Origin of the sequence: Kitasatospora sp. McL0602 (assembly GCF_052076145.1) — a bacterium.
Classification (GTDB): domain Bacteria; phylum Actinomycetota; class Actinomycetes; order Streptomycetales; family Streptomycetaceae; genus Kitasatospora.
Window position 1 is genome coordinate 3,708,806 of sequence record NZ_CP197246.1, and the last position, 21,316, is coordinate 3,730,121.

Below are 21,316 nucleotides of genomic sequence, written 5' to 3' on the forward strand. Positions count from 1 at the left end.
CGCAGCGCGCTCGCGCTCGGCCTCCGGGGGATACGTCGATGCTGGGGTTTCTCCCGGCCGCACGTGTTGAGATCATGCGTATTGAGATCACGTTCGGGCACCGAGGAGAGAGTCCGATCGGGAGTGTCCGACAGGGAGTGTTCGAAGTGACCGCGGAACCGACCGCCGAACCGGACGCGGGCCTGCCCGACGAACCGGCCCGGCAGCTCTACCTCGCGATCCTCGCCGAAGGGGGCCGAGTGCCGCGCGCAGCGGTCGCCGAGGCGGACCGGGCGGCGCTGGGGCGACTGATCGAGATCGGCCTGGTGGTGCCCAACCTCCTGGACGGGGTCTACACCGCGGTCAGCCCCCGGGCGGTCGGCGCGAAGATCGGCGCCGAGATGCGCTCCGAGGCGGCCCACCTGCTGCTCCGCGCGGACCGCCTGCCAGGGCTGCTCGACGGCCTGACCCAGGCCTACGAAGCCGTCCCGTGCCCGGCGGACCAACCGGGCGAGGCCAGCCACGTCGTCGGCCTCGACGCCATCCGCCACCGGATCACCCAACTGGTCTCCGAGTGCCGGAAGGAACTGCTCACCACCCAGCCCGGCAGCAGGCCGGCCGCCGGGCTGGAGCTGGCTCTGCCGCAGGACCTGCTGCTGCTCAAGCGCGGCGGCACGCTGCGCACCCTCTACCAGCCCCTGACCCTCGGTGAACCCGCCACCGTGGCGTACGCCACGGCCGTCACCGCGCAGGGCGCCGCGGTGCGCATCCTCGACGAGCCGTTCCAACGAATGATCATCATCGACCGCACCGTCGCCGTCGTCCCCGCCGCCGACGACAACACCCGCGCCGTCTTCATTGAGGACCCGGCGGCTGTCGCCTTCCTGGTCACCGTCTTCGAACGGGACTGGCACCGCGCAGAGGTCGCTCAGTGGCAGAGCATCGACTCCCGACGTCACCTGTACTCCACCAGCCGCCGCATCGGCTGCCTGCTGTCGTCCGGGCTGACGCAGCGTGCGGTGGCGACCCGGCTGGGCCTGAGCGAACGGACGGTCGCCGGGCACATCTCCCGGCTGCGCGAGCGGTACGGGGCGCAGACGCTCTTCCAGCTGGGGTGGCTGATGCGGGGTGCCCGCGATGAGTGACGCCTTCGGCGGGTCGCTGCCGAGCGCGGCGGAGCAGGCGCTCTACCTCGCGGTGCTCGAACAGGGTGGGCGGGTGATGTTCCGGGACGTGGCCGAAACGGATGCCAAGGCGGTGCTGCGGTTGGTCGAGATCGGGCTGCTCGTCCATCACACGGAGGACTCCTCGCTCACAGCGGTGAACCCGCGTTCGGTGGGGGAGCGGCTCAGCGCGGAACTGCGGTCCACCGGCGTGCGGATGCTGGTGGAGGCGGAGGAGGTGCCGACACTGCTGGATGAACTGACGCAGCAGTACGAAGCGACTCCGCACCGGCTCGACCGGATCAGCAAAGTCCAGCACGTCGACAACTTCCCGGAGATCCGGCACCGGATTCTCCAGATCGAGGCCGATCTCAGGGTGGAGGCCTTGGCGGCGCAGCCCGGGGGAGCAAGGCCGGCGGGGCACCTGACACAGTCGATGGACCGGATTCGACGTTTCCTGGAGCAGGGAGGCACCAGCCGCACGATCTACGAGCCCGGAGCGAAGACGGACGCCGCGACCGCCCAGTACGCGGCAGTGGCCGGTGAATGGGGTGAGCAGGTACGAGTCCTGGGCGAGCCGTTCACCCGCCTGCTGGTCTTCGACCGGCGGGTGGCGGTGATCCCGGCCTCGGCGGACAACAGCAGTGCGGCGTTCGTGGAAGACCCGGCGGTGGTGAGTTTCCTGGTGGGGGTGTTCGAGCGTGATTGGGAGCGGGCCGAGCGCGTCCAGTGGGGGGCCGTCCGGCCGGAGGGGTCGGAAGGGGAAGGCCCTCCGGTGCACGAGCAGATCGGGCGGCTGCTGGCGCAGGGGCTGACGCAGCGGACGATCGCGAGTCGGCTGGGGTTGAGCGAGCGGACGGTGGCGGGGCACATCTCGCGGCTGCGCGAGCTGCACGACGCCGAGACGTTGTTCCAACTGGGGTGGTTGATGCGTGGTGAGTGAGACCGGTGGGGCGACGGCCGGGCTGCCGGACGAGGTGGAGCGGGCGCTGTACTTCGACCTCCTGGCGCAGGGCGGGCGGGTGATGTTCCGCGACGTGGCCCCGGCCGATGCCGGGGCGGTGCTGCGGCTGCTGGAGCTCGGGTTGCTGGTGCACAACAACCTGCCGGATTCGTCACTCACCGCCGTGAATCCGCGGTCGGTGGGTGAGCGGCTGAGCGCCGAGCTGCGGTCGGAGGGGACGCGGCTGCTGACGCGGGCCGAGGAGATGCCCACGCTGCTGGGAGACCTGACCCGGGCCTACGACGGGGCCCCGCGCCGGGTCGACCGCCTGGGTGAGGTGCAGTACGTCGACAACCGGGAGGAGATCCGGCACCGGATCATCCAGATCGAGGCGGACTACCGCGAGGAGGCGTTGGCCGCTCAGCCGGGCCCGCGCCCGGCCCAGCACCTGGACGCGGCGGTGGACCGGACCCGGCTCGCGCTGGAGCGCGGCTGTGCGATGCACATCCTGTACGAGCTGGAGACCAAGTCCGACGCGACCGCCGTCGCGTACGCGGCGACGGTGACCGGGTGGGGTGCGCGGTTCCGGGTGCTGCGGGAGCCGTTCACCCGGATGATGATCTTCGACCGTCGGGTCGCGGTGATCCCGGCGTCCGCCGACCACGGAAGTGCGGCGTTCGTCGAGGACCCGGCAGTGGTCAACTTCCTGGTCGACGTCTTCCAGCGGGACTGGGAGCGGGCCGAGCGGGTCCACTGGGGGAGCGACGACGGGTCACCCGTCCATGAGCAGGTCGGGCGCCTGCTGACACAGGGGCTGACGCAGCGGACGATCGCGAGCCGGCTGGGCCTGAGCGAGCGGACGGTGGCGGGGCACATCTCGCGGCTGCGCGAGCTGCACGACGCCGAGACGCTGTTCCAGCTCGGATGGCAGATGCGGGGAGCCGGTGCCTTCGGTCAGCCGGTCGCGACCTCGGGGGACCAGTAGCCGTACGAGGCGGGCGGCTGCTGACGCGGGATCGGGAACTGCTCGCCGGGCGCCGTCCAGAAACCCTCGCGGAGGGAGAGCGCCATGCCGGCCCAGTCCAGAGCGGTCTCGACGGTGTGGTGCAGCGCCTCCGGCGACCAGGTGTCGTCGAAGACCAGCGGCAGCACGGGGGCGACCTGCTCGATGGTGGCTATCAGCGGGTTGTGCGTGATCGCCTCGTCGACGAGCAGGACGACGGGCTTGCGCAGCGCCGAGGCCCAGCCGAGCTCCAGGCTGACACCGGCCGAGAGCGGGGCACCGACGTACGCGAAGACCAGGTCGGCGCTCTGCAGCGCACGGAAGTCGGACGGCACCCGGGGCTCCGGTGCCCGTCCGGCCACGGACCAGGCGTCGCTGTGGTGAGCGCTGTAGACGGCGGCGCCACTGCGGAGCAGCGTCGAGCGCAGGGTGGTCAGCCGAGTCCGGCTGGCCAGCGTGACCACGCTGTCGGCCGGGCCGGTCAGCCGCATGAGCGGTGCGGCCAGGAACACCCGAGCGCGCCGACCCTCGGGGGTCTGGACGGCGCGATCGCGCAGGTAGGGCTCACTCATGTCGACTCCGGGGGATGCGGCCTACCAGGCGAATCGCAGTGCCGGTCGGCGTTATGGATGGCGGCTGCTCAAACTGACTGGCCGATGATTCGAGTGGATGTTGAATGCGTAATTGAAGGTACATCGGCAAGTTTGCAGGGCCTGCTGAGACCATCGAGAGCGAACTGATCGTCCATCGCTGGCAGCTGTCGCGTCCAGGCTCGTCGGGTGTCATCTGGATGCCTGGCAGCGAGATGACGCACCGCTGGGGACCGGGGTAGTTGGCACGGTCGCACGCCATGGGGCAACATGTGGACGATTGTTCTTCTGTTGGGGATTAGTCCGACGAGGTATCCGAAGGAAGGGGTGGGCATATGTCTGGCATGCACCGGTTTGTCCGTAAGATTGTGCTGCCGCTGGTGATTGGTGCGGCCGCACTGACCGGCGGGTACTTCGCACTGGCAGACGGCGGGGCGCAGCCCGGAGCTGAGTCGGTCTCAGTTGCCAAGGTGATTACAGCTGATGACCTCGGCTGGGCATAAGCCTGCGTGGCAGGTGTGGTGACCGTGGCGCCCGGACAGGGGATTTGAGTCCTCGGGAGTGAGCCGCATCGCTCCGGGGATGCCGGGAGTGCCATGGATCACCGAGATACCGCGCTTATTCGGAGGGGCTCTCCGAGGCTCGCGCGAGGACGTATCCCAGCTGGAATAGCGAGTCGACGTTGTAGTCCTCGCGCATTTCGGCGATGTGCCGCGCCAGGGTTCGCTCGCTGATGCCCAGGCGCCGTGCGATGACGCGGTGGTTGGTTCCCGCGAGGAGCAGGTCGATGATCGTCTGGCGGAGCCGGGAGACCACCTGCTGAGGCACCGAACGGTCGCCGTCGAAACCGAGGGCGCGGCCCCAGCTGGGCTCGAAGACCTCTTCTGCCAGGTAGTGGGCGATCGCCGGCTCGTGGATGAATGCAGCGAGGCTCATGTCGTCCGCGACCGGTATGACGGCAATTCGCCGGTCGATGACGATCAGTCGGGTGTAGGGCTCGTCGAGAGTCCGGTACTGGCCCCCGGCCTTCGCGAGGGTTGCCACGTAATCCCTGGTCGGCTGGTGGTACCGCGTGCTGGCATGGTAAATGGTTCGCATTGTTGTGCCGCGGCGGAGAGTGTCCAGATCCCGCTCGACCATGGAGTCCAGCAGCTCGGGCGGGCGGGGTCCGCCCGGCTGCAAGGCCAGCGCCTCTTCCATTCCGGCGGATATGCATTGTTGCAGCTTCTGATTGATGAGAACTTTCCCGCGGACGTACTCGATGCATCCGCCGGTCTGTTCCTGAGGGTGAAACGCCAGCGCGAGCTCCTGCAGGTCGGTGGGGAGCGACACCGCACGGGAGAGCAGGTCGAGCGCCTGCCGTTGCCATGCACTGCTCAGGCTGGATGCGAGTTGGGTGGGGTCGACAGCGACAAGGGAACCCGGCTCGTCGGAGTCGGGGACGAGAAGCCCGATGTCCACCAACTCGGCAAGGGAGCTGTCCATGCCGGTCGGGTCGGTGTGACGAGGTAGGCGCCCACCATCCTTGACGACATTCAGATACAGAGCCCGAGCCTCTGCGGAGAGGATGGGCGCCCCACCCGCAGTGGCACCGAGCTGAGCTCGTCCACTCATCTGCGGCTCCTTGTCGTCGACCCGGACAGGTCCAGGTTCTGTTTCGTCAGAATTCTAGGCTGCAGATCATTGCAGGACGATGGACTCGATGACGTTTTCGCGGGGAGGTCGACTTTCCCCTCGCCGAACTCTCTCACCAAAGACTGCGCCGTCGGCACCCCCCGGTCGAGGGGTACCGACGGCTTCCGGTCGTTTGCCGGGCTACCGCTTCGGGTGCCAGACGACCAGGGCGCTGGACTGCTGGACCTGCTGGTACGGGACCAGGTCGCGGCGGTAGGAGGCGTGGACGGCGGCCTCGCGCTGCTGGAGGGCGCTGGCGGCGGTGTCCAGGGAGTCGGCCAGTTCGGTGATGCGGGACTGGAGGGCGGCGACCTGGTTCTCCAGCTCGATGATGCGCTTGATGCCGGCCAGGTTGATGCCCTCGTCCTGGGACAGCCGCTGGACCTCGCGGAGCTGCTGGATGTCCCGGGCCGAGTAGCGGCGGCCGCGGCCTGCGGTGCGGTCGGGGGAGACCAGGCCGAGGCGGTCGTACTGGCGGAGGGTCTGCGGGTGCAGGCCGGAGAGCTCGGCGGCCACCGAGATGACGTAGACCGGGGTTTCTTCGGTGAGCTGGTAGGCGTTGCGGGGTGGGCGGCGGTTGCCCGGGAGGCCTTCGCCGAGGCCGGGGCCGATGGGGTCATGGTTCATCGGGTTCATCGGGTCACGCTCCCTCCGTCGCCCGGAAGAGGGCGGCTCGCGGGTCGTCCGAGGCAGTGGCCTCGCGGTACTGCTCCAGGGCCGTCAGCGCGTCGCCCTCGACGAGCTTCGGGACCGCGACCTCCACGGTGACCAGCAGGTCGCCGCGGGTGCCGTCCTTGCGGGTGGCACCCTTGCCCCGGGCCCGCAGGGTGAGTCCGTTGGCGCTGCCGGCCGGGAGGCGGAGCTTGACCGGCGGGCCGGCCAGGGTGGGCACCTCGATGGTGCCGCCCAGCGCCGCTTCGGGGAAGGACACCGGCACGGTGACCGTCAGGTTGTCGCCCTTGCGGCCGAAGACCGGGTGCGGGTCGACGTGCACGGTGACGTAGAGGTCGCCGGGCTGGCCGCCGCGCTCGCCCTGGGCGCCCTTGCCCTTGAGCCGGATGCGTTGGTCGGCCTGCACCCCGGCCGGGATGCGGACCTGCATGGTGCGGGCGGAGCTGGCCCGGCCGCTGCCGTGGCAGACGGTGCACGGGTCGTCGACGAGCATGCCGCGGCCCTTGCAGTCCCGGCAGGGCTCGGAGAGCGCGAAGGCGCCCTGGCCCCGGCTGACGGTGCCGGCTCCGACGCAGGTCGGGCAGACCCGCGGGGTGGTGCCGGCCTTGGCGCCGGTGCCCGAGCAGACTCGGCAGGGTGCCTGGCTGGTCATCCGCAGCGGGACGGTCGCGCCGTCCACCGCCTCCTCGAAGGAGAGTGTCACCTCGGTCTCGACGTCGGCGCCCCGGCGCGGCTGGGGCTGGCGCCCGCCCCGGTTGAACAGCCCGCCGAAGACGTCGCCGATGCCGCCGCCCTGCGAGCCGGTGAAGAGGTCACCGAAGTCGAAGTTGCCGGTGCTGCCCGCCCCGCCCGGCCGGTACCCGCCCGAGCCGAAGAGGCTGCGCGCCTCGTCGTACTCCTTGCGGCGCTTGTCGTCCGAGAGGACGTCGTACGCCTCGGAGATGTCCTTGAAGCGGTCCTCGGCCTTGGTGTCACCCTTGTTGGCGTCCGGGTGGAACTCGCGGGCCAGCTTCCGGTACGTCTTCTTGATCTCGGCGGTGGTGGCGTCCTTGGGCACACCGAGGACCTTGTAGTAGTCCTTCTCCACGTAGTCCTTGGCGCTCATGGCTGCCGCAACCTCCCGAAGTCTTTAGATACGACGCTGCGGAGCCGTCCGCCGTACTCGACGACGTACGACTCCGCAGCGCACAGATTGTCAGCTTTCGGCTGCGCCGTCAGCCTTGTCGCCTGACGACTTGCCGGGCTTCTCCGCGTCCGGGGCGCCCGTGGTCTGGGTGCCCGGCTGCGGCTCGGCCACGGCCACCATCGCCGGGCGGATGATCCGCTCGCCGATCCGGTAGCCCGGCTGGAGGATCTGGACACAGGTGTCCTCGGTGACCTCCGAGGAGTAGCTGTGCATCAGCGCCTCGTGCAGCGTCGGGTCGAAGGGCTCGCCCTCCTTGCCGAACTGCTGGAGGCCCAGCTTGGCGACGACCGTCTCCAGGTTGTCGGAGACCGACTTGAAACCGCCCGTAACCTCGCCGTGCTCGCGGGCCCGGCCGATGTCGTCCAGCACCGGGATCAACGCCTCCAGGATGTTGGAGACGGCGATCTCACGGACCGTCAGCCGGTCGCGCTCGACCCGCTTGCGGTAGTTCTGGTACTCGGCCTGAAGGCGCTGCAAGTCGGCCGTACGTTCGGCCACCTCACGCTGCGCGGCGGCGAGCTCCTCCGAGGCTCCGCCCGAGACCGCCTCTTCGGCGGCCTTCAGGACGGCCTCTTCGGCGGAGTCGTCGCCGGGCTTGTCGCCCTGCGGCTTCTCCGTCATGCCTTGCCGCCCTTCGGCTTCTCGTCGTCGACGATCTCGGCGTCCACGACGTCGTCCTCGGCCTTGGCGTCCTGCGGGGCGTCACCGGCGGGGGCGGCCGCGTCGGCGTTCGCGTAGAGCGCGGCGCCGAGCTTCTGGGCGGTGGTGGAGACCTTCTCGGTCGCCTCGCGGATGGCCGCGATGTCCTCGCCCTTCAGGGTCTCCTTGAGCTCGGTGATGGCCGTCTCGACCTCGGTCTTGACGTCCTCCGGGAGCTTGTCGGAGTTGTCCGCGATGAACTTCTCGGTCGAGTAGACGAGCTGCTCGCCCTGGTTGCGGGTCTCCACGGCCTCGCGGCGCTTGTGGTCCTCCTCCGCGTACTGCTCGGCCTCGCGCATCATGCGCTCGATGTCGTCCTTCGGCAGCGCGGAGCCACCGGTGACGGTCATCCGCTGCTCCTTGCCGGTGCCGAGGTCCTTCGCGCCGACGTGCATGATGCCGTTGGCGTCGATGTCGAAGGTGACCTCGATCTGGGGCAGGCCGCGGGGGGCCGGCGGCAGGCCGGTCAGCTCGAACATGCCGAGCTTCTTGTTGTACGCCGCGATCTCGCGCTCGCCCTGGTAGACCTGGATCTGCACGGACGGCTGGTTGTCCTCGGCCGTCGTGAAGATCTCGGACCGCTTGGTCGGGATCGTGGTGTTGCGCTCGATCAGCTTGGTCATGATGCCGCCCTTGGTCTCGATACCCAGGGACAGCGGGGTGACGTCGAGCAGCAGGACGTCCTTGACCTCGCCCTTCAGGACACCGGCCTGCAGGGCGGCGCCGATGGCGACGACCTCGTCCGGGTTCACGCCCTTGTTGGCGTCCTGGCCACCGGTCAGCTCCTTGACGAGCTCGGCGACGGCCGGCATGCGGGTGGAGCCACCGACCAGGACCACGTGGTCGATCTCGGACAGGTTGATGCCCGCGTCCTTGATCACGTTGTGGAACGGCGTCTTGCAGCGCTCCAGCAGGTCGGCGGTGAGCTGCTGGAACTGGGCGCGGGTGAGCTTCTCGTCCAGGTGCAGCGGGCCCTCGGCGGAGGCCGTGATGTAGGGCAGGTTGATCGAGGTCTCGGAGGACGAGGACAGCTCGATCTTGGCCTTCTCGGCCGCCTCGCGCAGGCGCTGGAGCGCCATCTTGTCCTTGGAGAGGTCGACGCCGTGGCCGGAGTGGAAGACCTTCACCAGGTGGTCGACGACCTTCTGGTCCCAGTCGTCACCACCGAGGTGGTTGTCACCGTTGGTGGCCTTGACCTCGACGACGCCGTCGCCGATCTCGAGCAGCGACACGTCGAAGGTGCCACCGCCGAGGTCGAAGACCAGGATCGTCTGGTCGTCCTTGTCCAGGCCGTAGGCCAGCGCGGCGGCGGTCGGCTCGTTGACGATGCGCAGGACGTTGAGGCCCGCGATCTCACCGGCCTCCTTCGTCGCCTGGCGCTCGGAGTCGGAGAAGTACGCGGGGACGGTGATGACCGCGTCGGTCACCGTCTCGCCCAGGTACGCCTCGGCGTCGCGCTTCAGCTTCTGCAGGATGAAGGCGCTGATCTGCTGGGGGTTGAAGTCCTTGCCATCCAGGTTGATCTTCCAACCCGTACCCATGTGGCGCTTGACCGAACGGATCGTCCGGTCGACGTTGGTGACCGCCTGGCGCTTGGCGACCTCGCCGACGAGCACCTCGCCGTTCTTGGCGAAGGCGACGACGGACGGCGTGGTCCGGGCGCCCTCGGCGTTCGTGATGACGGTGGGCTCGCCACCTTCGAGAACGCTGACGACCGAGTTCGTCGTACCGAGGTCGATACCGACCGCGCGTGCCATCGTAGATACCTCCACAGAGAAGTTGAGCTTTACAGGCTCAAGCATGCATGACGGCCGCGAGGTCGTCAACAGCTATGAGTCTGGTCGGCGCAACTTTACTGCGCGCTTATGTGTGGAGGTGCGGTGACGGGCCGGTTGGGCCATGCGGGTGAGCGTGCCCTAAGTGACTGCCGCCATACCCTGCGCGTCTTCTGGACGCGTGTTAACGGGCGGTAATGTCCGCCCCGAGTCGGCTCAGTAAGTTACCGGCGAGTACTATTGACCGAACCCTTGTATCCCTTGCCCCTCAGCCCGCAGGAGACAGAGAGCCGATGCAGCTAGCAGCGATCGTCATCTCGCTGGTCATCACAGTGATCGGCATCGCGCTCGCCACCCGTGCGGGCATGTACATCTACCAGGTGGTGAAGACCGGCCAGCCGGACACCACCCGGACCGGCAACCCGGTGCAGCGCACGAAGACCGTGGCCGTCGAGTTCCTCGGCCACACCCGGATGAACCAGTGGGGCATCGTCGGCGTCGCGCACTGGTTCGTCGCGGTCGGCTTCTTCAGCCTCTTCCTCACCATCGTCAACGCCTTCGGGCAGCTCTTCGACGTGAACTTCAAGCTGCCGGTCATCGGCGGCTGGCTGCCGTACGAACTCTTCGTCGAGTTCGTCGGCACCTTCACCGTGCTGGGCATCGCCACCCTGATGGTGATCCGACTGCTCAGCCTGCCCTCCAGGGCCGGCCGCAAGTCCCGCTTCGCCGGCTCGATCGCCTGGCAGGCCTTCTACGTCGAGTACACGATCCTCGGCATCGGCGTCTGCATCATGCTGCTGCGCGGCCTGGAGGGAGCGCTGGAGGACGTCGGTGCGTACGACGCCACGTACCTGGTCTCGTACCCGCTGGTCTGCGCCTTCCGCAACCTCTCGCACCCCGCCATCACGAACCTGATCTACTTCGTGGCGATGGTGAAGATCTCGGTCTCCTTCGCCTGGGCCACCACCATCGGCCTCAACCCCTCGATGGGTGTCGCCTGGCACCGCTTCCTGGCCTTCTTCAACATCTTCTTCAAGCGCGAGGAGAACGGCGGCGTCGCGCTCGGCGCGCTCCGCCCGATGACCAGCGGCGGCGCCCCGATCGACTTCGAGGACCCGGCGGAGGACGCCGTCTTCGGCGTCTCCCAGGTCGAGCACTTCGCCTGGAAGGGCATCCTCGACTTCTCCACCTGCACCGAGTGCGGTCGCTGCCAGTCGCAGTGCCCCGCCTGGAACACCGGCAAGCCGCTCTCGCCGAAGCTGCTCATCATGAGCCTGCGCGAGCACGCCTTCGCCAAGGCGCCGTACCTGCTCGCCGGCGGCGGCAAGGACGCCGAGGGCAACGAGATCGCCACCCCGGAGCAGCTGAAGGACGTCCCGGCGGCGGCGCTGGCCGAGGCCGAGCGCCCGCTGATCGGCACCGCCGAGGAGAACGGCGTCATCGACCCGGACGTGCTCTGGTCCTGCACCAGCTGCGGCGCCTGCGTCGAGCAGTGCCCGGTCGACATCGAGCACATCGACCACATCGTCGACATGCGCCGCTACCAGGTCATGATCGAGAGCTCCTTCCCGACCGAGGCCGGGACGATGCTCAAGAACCTTGAGAACAAGGGCAACCCGTGGGGCATGGCCACCAAGGCGCGCCTCGACTGGGTCAAGGAGCTCAAGAAGGAGACCGGCATCGAGGTGCCGGTCATCGGTCAGGACATCGAGCCGGCCGAGGTCGAGTACCTCTACTGGGTCGGCTGTGCCGGCGCGCTGGAGGACCGGGCCAAGAAGACCACCAAGGCCTTCGCCGAGCTGCTGCACACCGCGGGCGTCAAGTTCGCGATCCTCGGCAAGGAGGAGACCTGCTCGGGTGACTCCCCGCGCCGCCTGGGCAACGAGTTCCTCTTCCAGATGCTCGGCGCGCAGAACGTCGAGACGCTGAACGCCGCGCTGGAGGACGCCCCGACCAAGCGGATCGTCGCCACCTGCCCGCACTGCTTCAACACCCTCGCCAACGAGTACCCGCAGCTCGGCGGGCACTTCGAGGTCATCCACCACACCCAGCTGCTCCAGCACCTGATCGACGAGGGCAAGCTGATCCCGGTCAACCCGGTCGAGGGTCTGATCACCTACCACGACCCGTGCTACCTGGGCCGGCACAACAAGGTCTACAGCCCGCCGCGCGAGATCATGGACAAGGTCCCTGGCCTGCGCCAGCAGGAGATGCACCGTCACAAGGAGCGCGGCTTCTGCTGCGGCGCCGGTGGCGCGCGGATGTGGATGGAGGAGCGGATCGGCAAGCGCATCAACACCGAGCGCGTGGACGAGGCGCTGTCGCTCAACCCCGACATCGTCTCCACCGCCTGCCCGTTCTGCCTGGTGATGCTCTCCGACTCCGTCAACGGCAAGAAGAACGAGGGCGCGGCCAAGGAGCACCTGAAGGTCGTCGACGTCGCGCAGCTGCTGCTCGACTCGGTCAAGGCGCAGCCGGCCGAGCCGGAGCCCGTCGAGGCCTGATGCCGTAGACCCGGCCGTCCCGCCCCGTCCGCCGAGAAGGCGGGCGGGGCGGCGGCGTTCCCGCCGGTGGTCAACGGACCGTCATGGCCTAGCATTTCGGCCCATGAACGATGACGGGGGAATACCGGCGCACGGCACCACCAGCACGGGTTGGGGCAGCACCGGCCCAGGCGGGCCGCAGCCCGCGTACCTGCCGCCGGTGAGCATCGCGCCGGACTGGGAGGCACTCGCCCTGCGGAGCCAGCAGGAGGACCGGCGCCGCCGGACGCTGAAGATCGGCGGCGCCGTGCTGGGCCTGCTGCTCGTCGTCGGCGGTGGTGCGGCCGTGATCGCCGTGCAGAAGCCGGGCGGCGACCGGAAGGTGGCCGAAACCGCCGCGTCCCCCCTGCCGCTCGCGCCCGTCGGCCCTTCGAGCCCGCCGCCGTCCGAGTCGGCTTCCGCCTCGGGCTCCGCCTCCCCCTCGGAGTCCGCGTCGGCCTCGGGTACGCCCAGCAGCACCCCCAGCAGCACCCCCAGCAGCACCCCCGGGAAGACCGCGAGCAGCGCCAAGGCGCCCGGCGGAGCCCCAGGGGCCTCCGCCGCCGCTCCCGGTTCGCCGGCGGCTCCGGCAGCCCCTGCGGGCCCGGCACGGCTGGACGACCGCAGCGGCCACTACCCGGTGTCGTTGACCCCCGGGTCGGTGGTCGGCCAGACCGAGGGGCACAGCGGCCCGACGCTGATCCTCAACAGCAACCCCGGCACGTACGGGCAGACCGGCTCGCCCGTGGTGAACACCGGCCGGAGCTTCACCGTCTCCGCGATGGTCCGCAACAACGCCCCCACGGGCGGCCGTTCGGTGATCAGTCAGGGCAGCGACAGCTACTACTCCTTCGACCTCGGCCGGGACTACTGGACCGGCCACGACCAGTGGGTCTTCAAGGTGCAGACCGCGGCCGGCGGCCAGGACAACACCACCTACCAGGCGTTCTCCAAGGGCCCCGCCACCACCGGCCAGTGGACGCTGCTCACCGGCGTCTACGACGCCGCCGCGAAGAAGATCTCGCTCTACGTCAACGGCGAACTCGCCCAGACCACCGCGGTCACCGGGATCTGGCAGACCACCGGCCCGCTGCAGATCGGCCGGGTCAGGTACAAGTCCGCCTGGAGCGACAGCTGGGACGGCGCGATCTCCAACGCCCAGGTGTGGGACCAGGCGCTGCCGGCCTCCCGGATCGCCCAACTCGGCGGTAGCGGGGGCGTGTCCGCCGGGGTCTCGCCGCTCGCGGGGTGGCTGCTGCCGTAGCCGCCGAGCAGCCGCCGAGCAGCCGTCGGGCGGTGAGCGCGGTACACGTGCGGGGGTGCACGGACCGTCCGAGTGATACTGATCAAGCTGCCGCTGGAATGTCTGCGCTTTGGAAGGAAATACAGTAGGCGCTGGATCCGCGCTGTGCGGGTCTGCCGGCGATCAGCAAGGGGAGAAGCGCAGACCATGACCCAGGCAATCATGCTGGTCGGTGGTAAGGGCACACGCCTGCGTCCGCTGACCACCCACACACCGAAGCCCATGCTGCCCGTCGCCGGAGTGCCGTTCATCGCGCACCAGCTGGCCCGCGCGGCCGCAGCCGGGGTCACCCGGGTGGTGCTGGCCACCTCGTACCTCGCCGAGGTGTTCGAGGACCACTTCAAGGACGGCAGCCCGTACGGCATCGAGCTGGTCTACCTCACCGAGCGCGAGCCGCTCGGCACCGGCGGGGCCATCCGCAACGCCGCCTCCGGACTCACCTGCGCCGCCGACGAGCCCGTGCTCGTCTTCAACGGCGACATCCTCTCCGGGCTGGACATCGCCGCCCTGCGGGACAGCCACGTCGCCGCGGGCGCGGACGTCACCCTGCACCTCACCCGGGTCGAGGACCCGCGCGCCTTCGGTCTCGTACCGACCGACGCGGACGGGCGGGTGCTGGAGTTCCTGGAGAAGCCCGAGACGCCCGAGCAGATCATCACGGACCAGATCAACGCCGGGTGCTACGTCTTCACCCGGTCGGTGATCGACCGCATCCCGACCGGCCGCGAGGTCTCCGTCGAGCGCGAGACCTTCCCCGAGCTGCTCGCCACCGGCGCCCTGCTGCGCGGCGTGGTCGACACCTCGTACTGGCTCGACCTCGGCACCCCGGGCGCCTTCGTGCGCGGCTCCGCCGACCTCGTGCTCGGCAAGGTCGACTCGCCCGCCGTCCCTGGCCCGACGGGTGAGGCGCTGCTGCTCCCCGGCGCCGAGGTGCACCAGGGCGCCGTGCTCAGCTCCGGCACGGTCGTCTCCGAGGACGCGGTGATCGAGGCCGGCGCGATCGTCGAGGGCAGCGTCATCCTGCCCGGCGCCGTGATCGGCGAGAACACCTTCGTCAAGGACTCGATCGTCGGCGCGTACGCCGTGATCGGCGCCCGCACCTCGCTGGACGGCGCCGTGATCGGCGACGGCGCGATCGTCGAGGCCGACAACGAGCTGCCGGCCGGCATCCGGATCGCCTGCGGCACGCTGCTGCCGGTCGGCGCCGTCCGCACCACGGCCGGCCCCGGCGGCTGCCCCGCAGGGGAGTCGGCGGCGGCGGTCGTGCACGGGCCCGCGGTGGGCGCCCAGCGCTGACTCGGGGCGCCGGCTCGGGCGCTGGTTCGTCGGCTCCTGTCACGGGCGTGCTTCAAACGTGCGCCGGTGCGGTGCCGGGCCAGCGCGGCGTCGGCCCCACCCGGTACCTTCGGATCGTGGCTGGCAACGGATACGACAACGGTCAGGGAGCCGCTGACCCCCGTCAGGGGTGGTCAGCGGCTCCCGGTGGCGGGCACGGCCCGTCGGGGGAGCCCGAGTACTTCACGGCGAACGGTGGAGCGCCGGGCGGGGCTCCCGATGGGCCCTATGGCGGGCCTCACGGCGGGCCGTACGGAGCTCCGCAGGGCGACCCGTACGGGGCCGACCAGCCCGGAAGCACGCGGGCGTTCACGGTCGGCGACGGGTACGAGGGGTACGAGGGGTACGACGCAGCGGCTGAGGCTGCCGCGCCTGTCCAGGACAACGTCACCGTCTACCGGGCCGGCGGCCAGTCCACGCCGCGCGCGACCGGGCCCCGGCTGCCCTGGAAGGCGCTGCTCACCGGCATCTACCGGGAGCCGGCCCGCACCTTCGACCTGACCCGCGATCACCAGGTCTGGCTGCCCGCACTGGTCGTCTCGCTGCTCTACGGCGCACTCGCGGTGCTCGGCATCGGCCTGACCCAGAGCGAGGTCGTGAACTCGACCTTCGCCACCGCCGTCTGGTCGATCCTGGGCGCGGCCGTCGTCTTCACCCTCGCCGGGGCGATGCTCGGCGCCGTGACGTACGGGCTCGCGCGGCAGTTCGGCGGCGACGGGCCCTGGCAGTCGACGATCGGCCTGGCCGTGCTGATCGGCTGGATGACGGACGCCCCGCGCCTGCTGCTCGCGCTCTTCCTGCCCGCCGGAAACACCGTGGTGCAGGCCCTCGGGTGGGCCACCTGGCTGTTCTGCGCGGTTCTGCTGACCATGATGGTGAAGCGGGTGCACGACCTGCCGTGGGGCAAGGCGGCCGGTGCGGCGGCGGTGCAACTGCTCGCGCTGCTGGTGCTGATCAAGCTTCCGACCCTGGGCTGAGACCCGGCCGGTCTAGGGTGGGGGTGTTCCAGCATCTGGGACAGCCCTGACCGCTCTTGTGCACGGAGTTCACCGGATGACCCTCCTCCCCACCACCCACGTCAGCTTCCCCGCCGGGGCGGTGACCGGCGAGTCGCCCGTGCTGGCCGTCTACCCGCTGGCCGACGGCCGGTACGCCGTGGTCACCGAGGCGACGCCCTTCCACCCGCTCGACCACACCTGGCCCGACCAGCCCGCCGACCTCGGCACCCTGACCGTCGGCGGCGTCGAGTACCCGGTGGTGGACTGCCTGACCGGCGCCGTCGGCCCCTCGGACCCCACCGTGCTCGTCGGCGCCGACATCCCGGTGCGACGGGGCGACGAGGAGTGGTCCTGGCTGGTGCTGCACGTGCTGGCGGCGGAGCCGGCCGGAGCGGTCGGGCTGGTCGCCGAGCTGCGGGTCGACGCGGAGCGGCGGGCCCTGCTCTCCGCCGCGCACAGCGGCTGCCACCTGCTCGCGCTGGCCCTGAACGAGGCGCTCGCCCCGCGCTGGCGCAAGGACCCGGGCCGCGCCGACGCGTTCGGCAACCCCGACTTCGACAGCCTCGCGATGGCCACGTCGGTGATGGACACCGAGGCCAGCACGGATGTCTACCGCCTCGGCAAGTCGCTCCGGAAGAAGGGCTTCACGGTCGAGGCCACGGAGGACTTCCCGGCCCTCGCCGACGCCCTGCCCGCCCTCACCTCCGTGGTGAATGCCAAGCTCGCCGAGTGGGTCGCCGCCGACGCCGCCGTCCGGATCGACGTGCCCGGCCCCGAGCTGACGGCCCGCCGCCGCTGGCGCTGCGAACTCCCCGCCGTCCCGGGCGGCGCCGCCGAGATCTTCTGCGGCGGCACCCACCTCCACCACCTCGGTGAACTCGTCGAGCTGCGTACGGAGTTGCAGCTCTCGGAGGACGGCAGCGAGCTGACCGCCGTCACCCGCCCGAAGCCCTGATCCCGGCTCCTGCCCATGGGTGAGGGGCGGTAGGCAGCTGCCTACCGCCCCTCACCCATGGGCTCACACGTCGGTGCGGTGGAAGTTCAGGTGCGAGCGCGAGGCCGTCGGGCCGCGCTGACCCTGGTAGCGCGAGCCGTACCGCTCGGAGCCGTACGGGTGCTCGGACGGCGAGGACAGCCGGAAGAGGCAGAGCTGGCCGATCTTCATGCCCGGGTAGAGCTTGATCGGCAGCGTCGCGACGTTCGACAGCTCGAGCGTCACGTGCCCGCTGAAGCCCGGGTCGATGAAACCGGCGGTGGAGTGCGTCAGCAGGCCGAGCCGGCCGAGGCTGGACTTGCCCTCCAGGCGGGACGCGACGTCGTCCGGCAGCGTCACCGTCTCGTACGTCGACGCGAGCACGAATTCGCCCGGGTGCAGGATGAACGGCTCGTCGCCCTCGGGCTCGACCAGCCGCGTCAGGTCCGGCTGCTCCTGCGAGGGGTCGATGAAGGGGTACCGGTGGTTCTCGAACACCCGGAAGTAACGGTCCAGCCGGACGTCGACGCTGGAGGGCTGGATCATCGCCGGGTCGAACGGGTCGATCTTGACCCGACCCTTGTCGATCTCGGTCCGGATGTCCTTGTCAGAGAGCAGCACGCCTCGAGGTTACGTGCACCGGCAGGCCAGGGACGAATCCGACCCCGGCCCGCCTGCTGTTTTTCTCCCGTCCCTCCCGCTGCTACGCGAGGAACTCCGCCGCCTCCAACCGCAGCGCCCGCGCCAACTGAGCCCCCGAGAGCTCACTCACATCGGCCCGCACCGAACTCCGCAGCCGCCCGCACTGCGGACACCGGATCAACCTGCCGGGCCCCAGCCGGCCGCCGCCGAGATTCTGCATCGGGAACTTCGCGGTGCTGAACAGGTGCCCCTCGGCACAACGAACGACGGTCCGCTGCTCCATCGATCCCCTTCCCATCCCTCTCACCCGTACCCGTGTACTCAAGCCACCCGACACGACGTCCACCAGGCCTCGCCGTCCCAGGACAGCGTCACATTAGGGGATGTTCCGGACACCACTCACGACGGCTCGCCGACCTCACCAACCCGCCACTCCACGACCTCATCCACCCCACACCCGTGCCGCCACGGGCACCCCGGTCGATGAGGTAGAGTGGGCGAAGATCGAGCGGTCACTGACGGCTCGTCATGCGGGCGTAGTTTAATGGTAGAACATGAGCTTCCCAAGCTTATAGCGCGAGTTCGATTCTCGTCGCCCGCTCCATTGTGAATCCCCAGGTCAGAGACCTGGGGATTGTTTGTTGTCTGGACCATTTCTGGGTCGCCGTGCCAGATCCGTGCCGGCGTGAGATGCATTTTCTGTGGAGTTCGGCTGATGGGGCTCCTGGCTAAGCTGCTGGCTCGTGACTCCTGAACAGCCCGAACCCATGACTCGCGAGAGGGCGCTCGCCCTGCTGGCGGTGCTCCCGGTAACCATCGGTCCCGGTCTCAGCGACGCCGAGATCGAGGCCGCCGAGGAGCGCTTCGGGTTCCGGTTCGCGGCGGATCACCGGCTCTTCCTGCAGGCCGGGCTGCCGCTGGGCCGAGGCTGGCCGGACTGGCGGGGCGGTGACGCCGACGAACTGCGCGGCCACCTGGAACGGCCGAGAGACGGCGTGCTGTTCGATGTGAAGCACGGCTTCTGGTACCCGGGTTGGGGCGAGAAGCCCGAGGATCGCCGGGAGGCGCTTCGGCTCGCGGAGACCCGTCTTGGAGATGCGCCGCAGCTGGTGCCCGTCTTCTCGCACCGCTATCTGCCCGGCATCGCAGGCCAGAGCGGACACCCGGTGCTCTCGGTCCATCAGACCGACATCATCTACTACGGCAACGACCTCGCGGACTACCTTCGCCACGAGTTCGGCGGCTCCGCGAGCGACCTCGGTCGTGCCCGCGCGAGCGTGCCCTTCTGGTCGTACTTCCTCGGCGATGACGAACTCCCGGAGATCGTTGGCACCACCCCTCACGACCCCTACGCGGTCACCGCCGAGGAAGCCGTCGACCACCTGTGCTTGCTTGCGATCGAGCGACGAATCGGCCGCCGCGTCGGTGCGGACACGCTGATCCAGGCCGCTCTGGTCGCGCTCGTCCTCGATGTCGACACCCCTGCCGTCTGCGACCTCGCCGGCCTGACCCGAGGCGAGGAGTCGCGGGCCCACGAGCTCTTCACCCAGGTGGTTGAGGAACTCGGCCTCGCGGCTCGGCTCCCCGCCACCGACGCGGAGGCCCGTTGGGCACTGGTGCGTTGGTGGCTGCAGCTCATCGCCAACGGCAGCATGAACGCCATCGAGGGCGGCAACCTGATCTCGTACGAGGCGTGGGACCACCTCGACCGCCCCGCAGCGCTCCGACCGTTCCTTGCCTGGACCAGCGAGTACGACGACTGGAAAGACGACTGGGACACGCCCCGCGAGGCCTTCGGGCAACGGATCATCGACGAGGCCCGTGACCTCCTTGCTGGGCCCTGGCCGCCGGTGGCATGAGTTCCCTAGCCCATCACCCGCCGGGGCCAACTTCTCGGTCGCCGGCGGGTGATGTCGGCTCTATGCCCGGGTGTGAACCTGAATGAGGCCGTACTTGCCGCTGGTGCGCCACGGCTCCCCAGTGGTGTCCAGCCCCGCGACCACCGGTCCGTCGAGGCCGACGATGACGTCGGACTTCAACGTGCGCAGGGCCGCTACCGGGGACGGGAAGTGGCCGGCCCTCTCGGCGAATGGGGTCGTGGCGTCCCAGAGCTGGTCCCCGACGAGGCGGCGGTAGTTGAGGTCGCCCTTGAGGATCGTGATCGTGGCGGTCGAGAGTTCGGCTCTGAGGTCGGCGGGCATGTCGTGAAACGGCAGCGGCGCGCAGAAGAACTCGTGCGTGCGGACCACGAGTGTGCCGCTGTTCATCGCCTGCCAGAGCCGACGGCCGATCAGTTCCGCCTCCTGCTCCGGTGCGGTGCGCAGGCGCTCGACGGTGGCGAGGACGTCGGCGGTGGTCGCGTCCGACACGTAGTAGGGGGCGGGCTTGACGTACAGGACCACCTCGGAGGCCAGTCCGCCCGTGAGGAGGTGGTCGACCAGGACGAGGTCGGGGAGTAGCTCGCGCCCGGCGTTGTCCGCGATGACGCAGACCCTCGGGTTGTTCGCTGCGGTGAGGGCCTGCCGGAGGAGTGGGCTGTCGTCCGCGATCAGGGCGGGGGACCGGGCGTCCCCGGCCGAGGCGGTGAGCTGGAAGCTGAGGTCGGCCCGGTTGCCCCAGAGCGACGAGGAGAGCAGGACCTCGGACCGCTTCTCGGCCGAGAGGGACGGCAGATCGCGGAGGGCGGCGAGTTCGTCGTCGACGGCAGGGCCGGCCAGCTCGGCGTTCTTGAACGGGGCGAACGGGTCGATGCCGTGCCAAGTCCCGGGCCGGAAGTAGCCGGTGGCTTCGAGCAGCCTGCGGTAGAAGTAGCTCTCGGCCCACAGGAACGGCGCCTCGCCCCACGGTCGCCCGAACAGGCCCTCGCCCCACTCCAGCCACTGCTGGTGATCGTGGGCGCTCTCGTCCAGCGGCTCCAGCACGCCGGTGGTGCTCTCGGTGAGCAGTTGCTCGAGCGCTGCCCGCTCGACCGGCCCGTACGGAAGGGCATCGAGCACCTGCTGGATGAGCTTCGGGTGCCGCTCGTGGAAGACGCTCCAGGCGAAGGGCCCGGGGACGTCACTCAGGATCGTGGGTGCAGTGGGCACGTTCAGGTTCGTCTTTCTGCTCAGGGGCACTGCTGCCTGCTGGCGTCTCCGGCTGTTGACAGGCGGTCGTTCGGATCGCGTGGAAGTCGCGGAGGGAACAGGTGGCGATGTCGCTCGTCGGCATCAGGATGCGCGAGGTCGCCGGAGTCCCTGGAGGAGGAGGGCGATCAGGTGTCGGGGGTTGTATCGGGGGTCGTTGTCGCGTCCGATGCAGAGGTTGCCGATGCCGCGCATCAGCTCGTACGGCTGCGTGCCGGGGCTGATGTCGCCGGACTCGACCGCAGCGTCGAGCAGTTGGGTGGAGACGGGAAGCAGGCGGTCGAGGAAGTAGGCGTGCAGCGCGGCGAAGCGGTCGCTGTCGGACTGCAGGGCGTCGGCGAGTCCGTGCTTGGTGACCAGGAAGTCGACGAAGAGGTCGATCCACTGGCGCAGCGCGTCGAACGGGGAGTCGGCACTGGCCAGCAGGTTCGGGCCGGCCTCGGCGCACTCCTCGATCTGGTGGCGGTAGACGGCGGTGACGAGGTCCGCCCGGGTCGGGAAGTGGCGGTAGATCGTGGCCATCCCGACGCCCGCCCGGGTCGCGATCTGGCGGATGGGCGCGTCGACGCCGGAGGTGACGAACACGTCGGCGGCGGCAGCGAGCACCGTCTGCCGGTTGCGCTGCGCGTCGGACCGCTTTCCCCGCGGCGGCGGCTCCCCCGCAGGGCTCTCGGTGGCCATCACGTTGTCCTTCCAGACTGATTGACAAAGCGGAGCAGTGCTCCGGATACTAA

At 69.7% G+C, this 21,316-nt stretch carries 18 protein-coding genes, 1 tRNA gene and 1 pseudogene; 10 read left to right on the forward strand and 10 right to left on the reverse strand.

Annotated features, from left to right (window positions below; genetic code table 11):
- Positions 1-146 precede the first annotated feature (146 nt).
- From ACR68M_RS16830 to ACR68M_RS16840, 3 genes are read left to right on the forward strand one after another with little or no spacing between them, the layout of a single operon-like run.
- The gene (locus ACR68M_RS16830) at positions 147-1,124 is read left to right on the forward strand and encodes a LuxR C-terminal-related transcriptional regulator (protein WP_441251324.1); all 978 of its coding nucleotides are present in this window, start codon (positions 147-149) and stop codon (positions 1,122-1,124) included.
- The gene (locus ACR68M_RS16835) at positions 1,117-2,085 is read left to right on the forward strand and encodes a LuxR C-terminal-related transcriptional regulator (protein WP_441251325.1); all 969 of its coding nucleotides are present in this window, start codon (positions 1,117-1,119) and stop codon (positions 2,083-2,085) included. Before ACR68M_RS16830 ends, ACR68M_RS16835 begins: the two co-directional genes overlap by 8 nt.
- On the forward strand, positions 2,078-3,070 hold the full coding sequence (locus tag ACR68M_RS16840) for a LuxR C-terminal-related transcriptional regulator (protein ID WP_441251326.1): 993 nt from the start codon (positions 2,078-2,080) through the stop codon (positions 3,068-3,070). Before ACR68M_RS16835 ends, ACR68M_RS16840 begins: the two co-directional genes overlap by 8 nt.
- Here the strand turns inward: ACR68M_RS16840 and ACR68M_RS16845 are convergent.
- From ACR68M_RS16845 to dnaK, 6 genes are all read right to left on the reverse strand, one after another.
- Complete coding sequence (locus ACR68M_RS16845; protein ID WP_441251327.1) at positions 3,040-3,660, reverse strand: hypothetical protein; 621 nt, start codon at positions 3,658-3,660, stop codon at positions 3,040-3,042. The two genes, ACR68M_RS16840 and ACR68M_RS16845, sit on opposite strands and share 31 nt — an antisense overlap.
- A gap of 636 nt (positions 3,661-4,296) precedes the next feature.
- Complete coding sequence (locus ACR68M_RS16850; protein ID WP_441251328.1) at positions 4,297-5,163, reverse strand: helix-turn-helix domain-containing protein; 867 nt, start codon at positions 5,161-5,163, stop codon at positions 4,297-4,299.
- A 330-nt stretch (positions 5,164-5,493) separates the two neighbouring features.
- The gene (locus ACR68M_RS16855; RefSeq protein WP_441251329.1) at positions 5,494-5,979 is read right to left on the reverse strand and encodes a heat shock protein transcriptional repressor HspR; all 486 of its coding nucleotides are present in this window, start codon (positions 5,977-5,979) and stop codon (positions 5,494-5,496) included.
- A gap of 13 nt (positions 5,980-5,992) precedes the next feature.
- Entirely contained in the window at positions 5,993-7,129 is a 1,137-nt protein-coding gene (gene dnaJ, locus ACR68M_RS16860) for a molecular chaperone DnaJ (RefSeq protein WP_441251330.1), read from the reverse strand.
- 90 nt (positions 7,130-7,219) lie between these two features.
- A complete protein-coding gene (grpE, locus tag ACR68M_RS16865) occupies positions 7,220-7,831 on the reverse strand; it encodes a nucleotide exchange factor GrpE (RefSeq protein WP_441251331.1) in 612 nt (203 codons plus the stop codon).
- Positions 7,828-9,666 (reverse strand): molecular chaperone DnaK, encoded by a 1,839-nt coding sequence (gene dnaK, locus ACR68M_RS16870; RefSeq protein WP_441251332.1) that lies wholly within the window; start codon positions 9,664-9,666, stop codon positions 7,828-7,830. Before dnaK ends, grpE begins: the two co-directional genes overlap by 4 nt.
- A gap of 311 nt (positions 9,667-9,977) precedes the next feature.
- Between dnaK and ACR68M_RS16875 the strand changes: the two genes are divergently transcribed.
- The 5 genes and pseudogenes from ACR68M_RS16875 (at position 9,978) to ACR68M_RS16895 (ending at position 16,797) form a co-directional block, all read left to right on the forward strand.
- Positions 9,978-12,188 carry a 4Fe-4S dicluster domain-containing protein gene (locus ACR68M_RS16875; RefSeq protein WP_441251333.1) on the forward strand — a complete coding sequence of 737 codons (2,211 nt, stop codon included), beginning with the start codon at positions 9,978-9,980 and terminating at the stop codon, positions 12,186-12,188.
- Positions 12,189-12,291: 103 nt separating this feature from the next.
- Positions 12,292-13,470 (forward strand): LamG domain-containing protein, encoded by a 1,179-nt coding sequence (locus ACR68M_RS16880; protein WP_441251334.1) that lies wholly within the window; start codon positions 12,292-12,294, stop codon positions 13,468-13,470.
- Positions 13,471-13,656: 186 nt separating this feature from the next.
- Positions 13,657-14,721: pseudogene (locus ACR68M_RS16885) on the forward strand (sugar phosphate nucleotidyltransferase); the annotation flags it as partial.
- A 200-nt stretch (positions 14,722-14,921) separates the two neighbouring features.
- A complete protein-coding gene (locus tag ACR68M_RS16890) occupies positions 14,922-15,821 on the forward strand; it encodes a Yip1 family protein (protein ID WP_441251335.1) in 900 nt (299 codons plus the stop codon).
- 76 nt (positions 15,822-15,897) lie between these two features.
- Positions 15,898-16,797 carry a metal-dependent hydrolase gene (locus ACR68M_RS16895; RefSeq protein WP_441251336.1) on the forward strand — a complete coding sequence of 300 codons (900 nt, stop codon included), beginning with the start codon at positions 15,898-15,900 and terminating at the stop codon, positions 16,795-16,797.
- Positions 16,798-16,860: 63 nt separating this feature from the next.
- Here the strand turns inward: ACR68M_RS16895 and dcd are convergent, their stop codons facing one another.
- Positions 16,861-17,436 (reverse strand): dCTP deaminase, encoded by a 576-nt coding sequence (dcd, locus tag ACR68M_RS16900; protein ID WP_441251337.1) that lies wholly within the window; start codon positions 17,434-17,436, stop codon positions 16,861-16,863.
- Positions 17,437-17,518: 82 nt separating this feature from the next.
- Complete coding sequence (locus ACR68M_RS16905) at positions 17,519-17,740, reverse strand: hypothetical protein (RefSeq protein WP_441251338.1); 222 nt, start codon at positions 17,738-17,740, stop codon at positions 17,519-17,521.
- Between the two features lie 247 nt (positions 17,741-17,987).
- Between ACR68M_RS16905 and ACR68M_RS16910 the strand changes: the two genes are divergently transcribed.
- Both ACR68M_RS16910 and ACR68M_RS16915 read left to right on the forward strand, forming a co-directional pair.
- Positions 17,988-18,061 (forward strand) — tRNA-Gly (locus ACR68M_RS16910).
- Positions 18,062-18,224: 163 nt separating this feature from the next.
- Positions 18,225-19,316, forward strand: coding sequence for a hypothetical protein (locus tag ACR68M_RS16915; protein WP_441251339.1), 1,092 nt, complete (start codon positions 18,225-18,227; stop codon positions 19,314-19,316).
- A gap of 60 nt (positions 19,317-19,376) precedes the next feature.
- Here ACR68M_RS16915 and ACR68M_RS16920 read toward each other — a convergent pair whose 3' ends face one another.
- Together ACR68M_RS16920 and ACR68M_RS16925 are read right to left on the reverse strand one after the other, a co-directional pair.
- The gene (locus tag ACR68M_RS16920; RefSeq protein ID WP_441251340.1) at positions 19,377-20,543 is read right to left on the reverse strand and encodes a damage-control phosphatase ARMT1 family protein; all 1,167 of its coding nucleotides are present in this window, start codon (positions 20,541-20,543) and stop codon (positions 19,377-19,379) included.
- A 123-nt stretch (positions 20,544-20,666) separates the two neighbouring features.
- Positions 20,667-21,263 (reverse strand): TetR/AcrR family transcriptional regulator, encoded by a 597-nt coding sequence (locus ACR68M_RS16925; RefSeq protein ID WP_441251341.1) that lies wholly within the window; start codon positions 21,261-21,263, stop codon positions 20,667-20,669.
- Positions 21,264-21,316 lie beyond the last annotated feature (53 nt).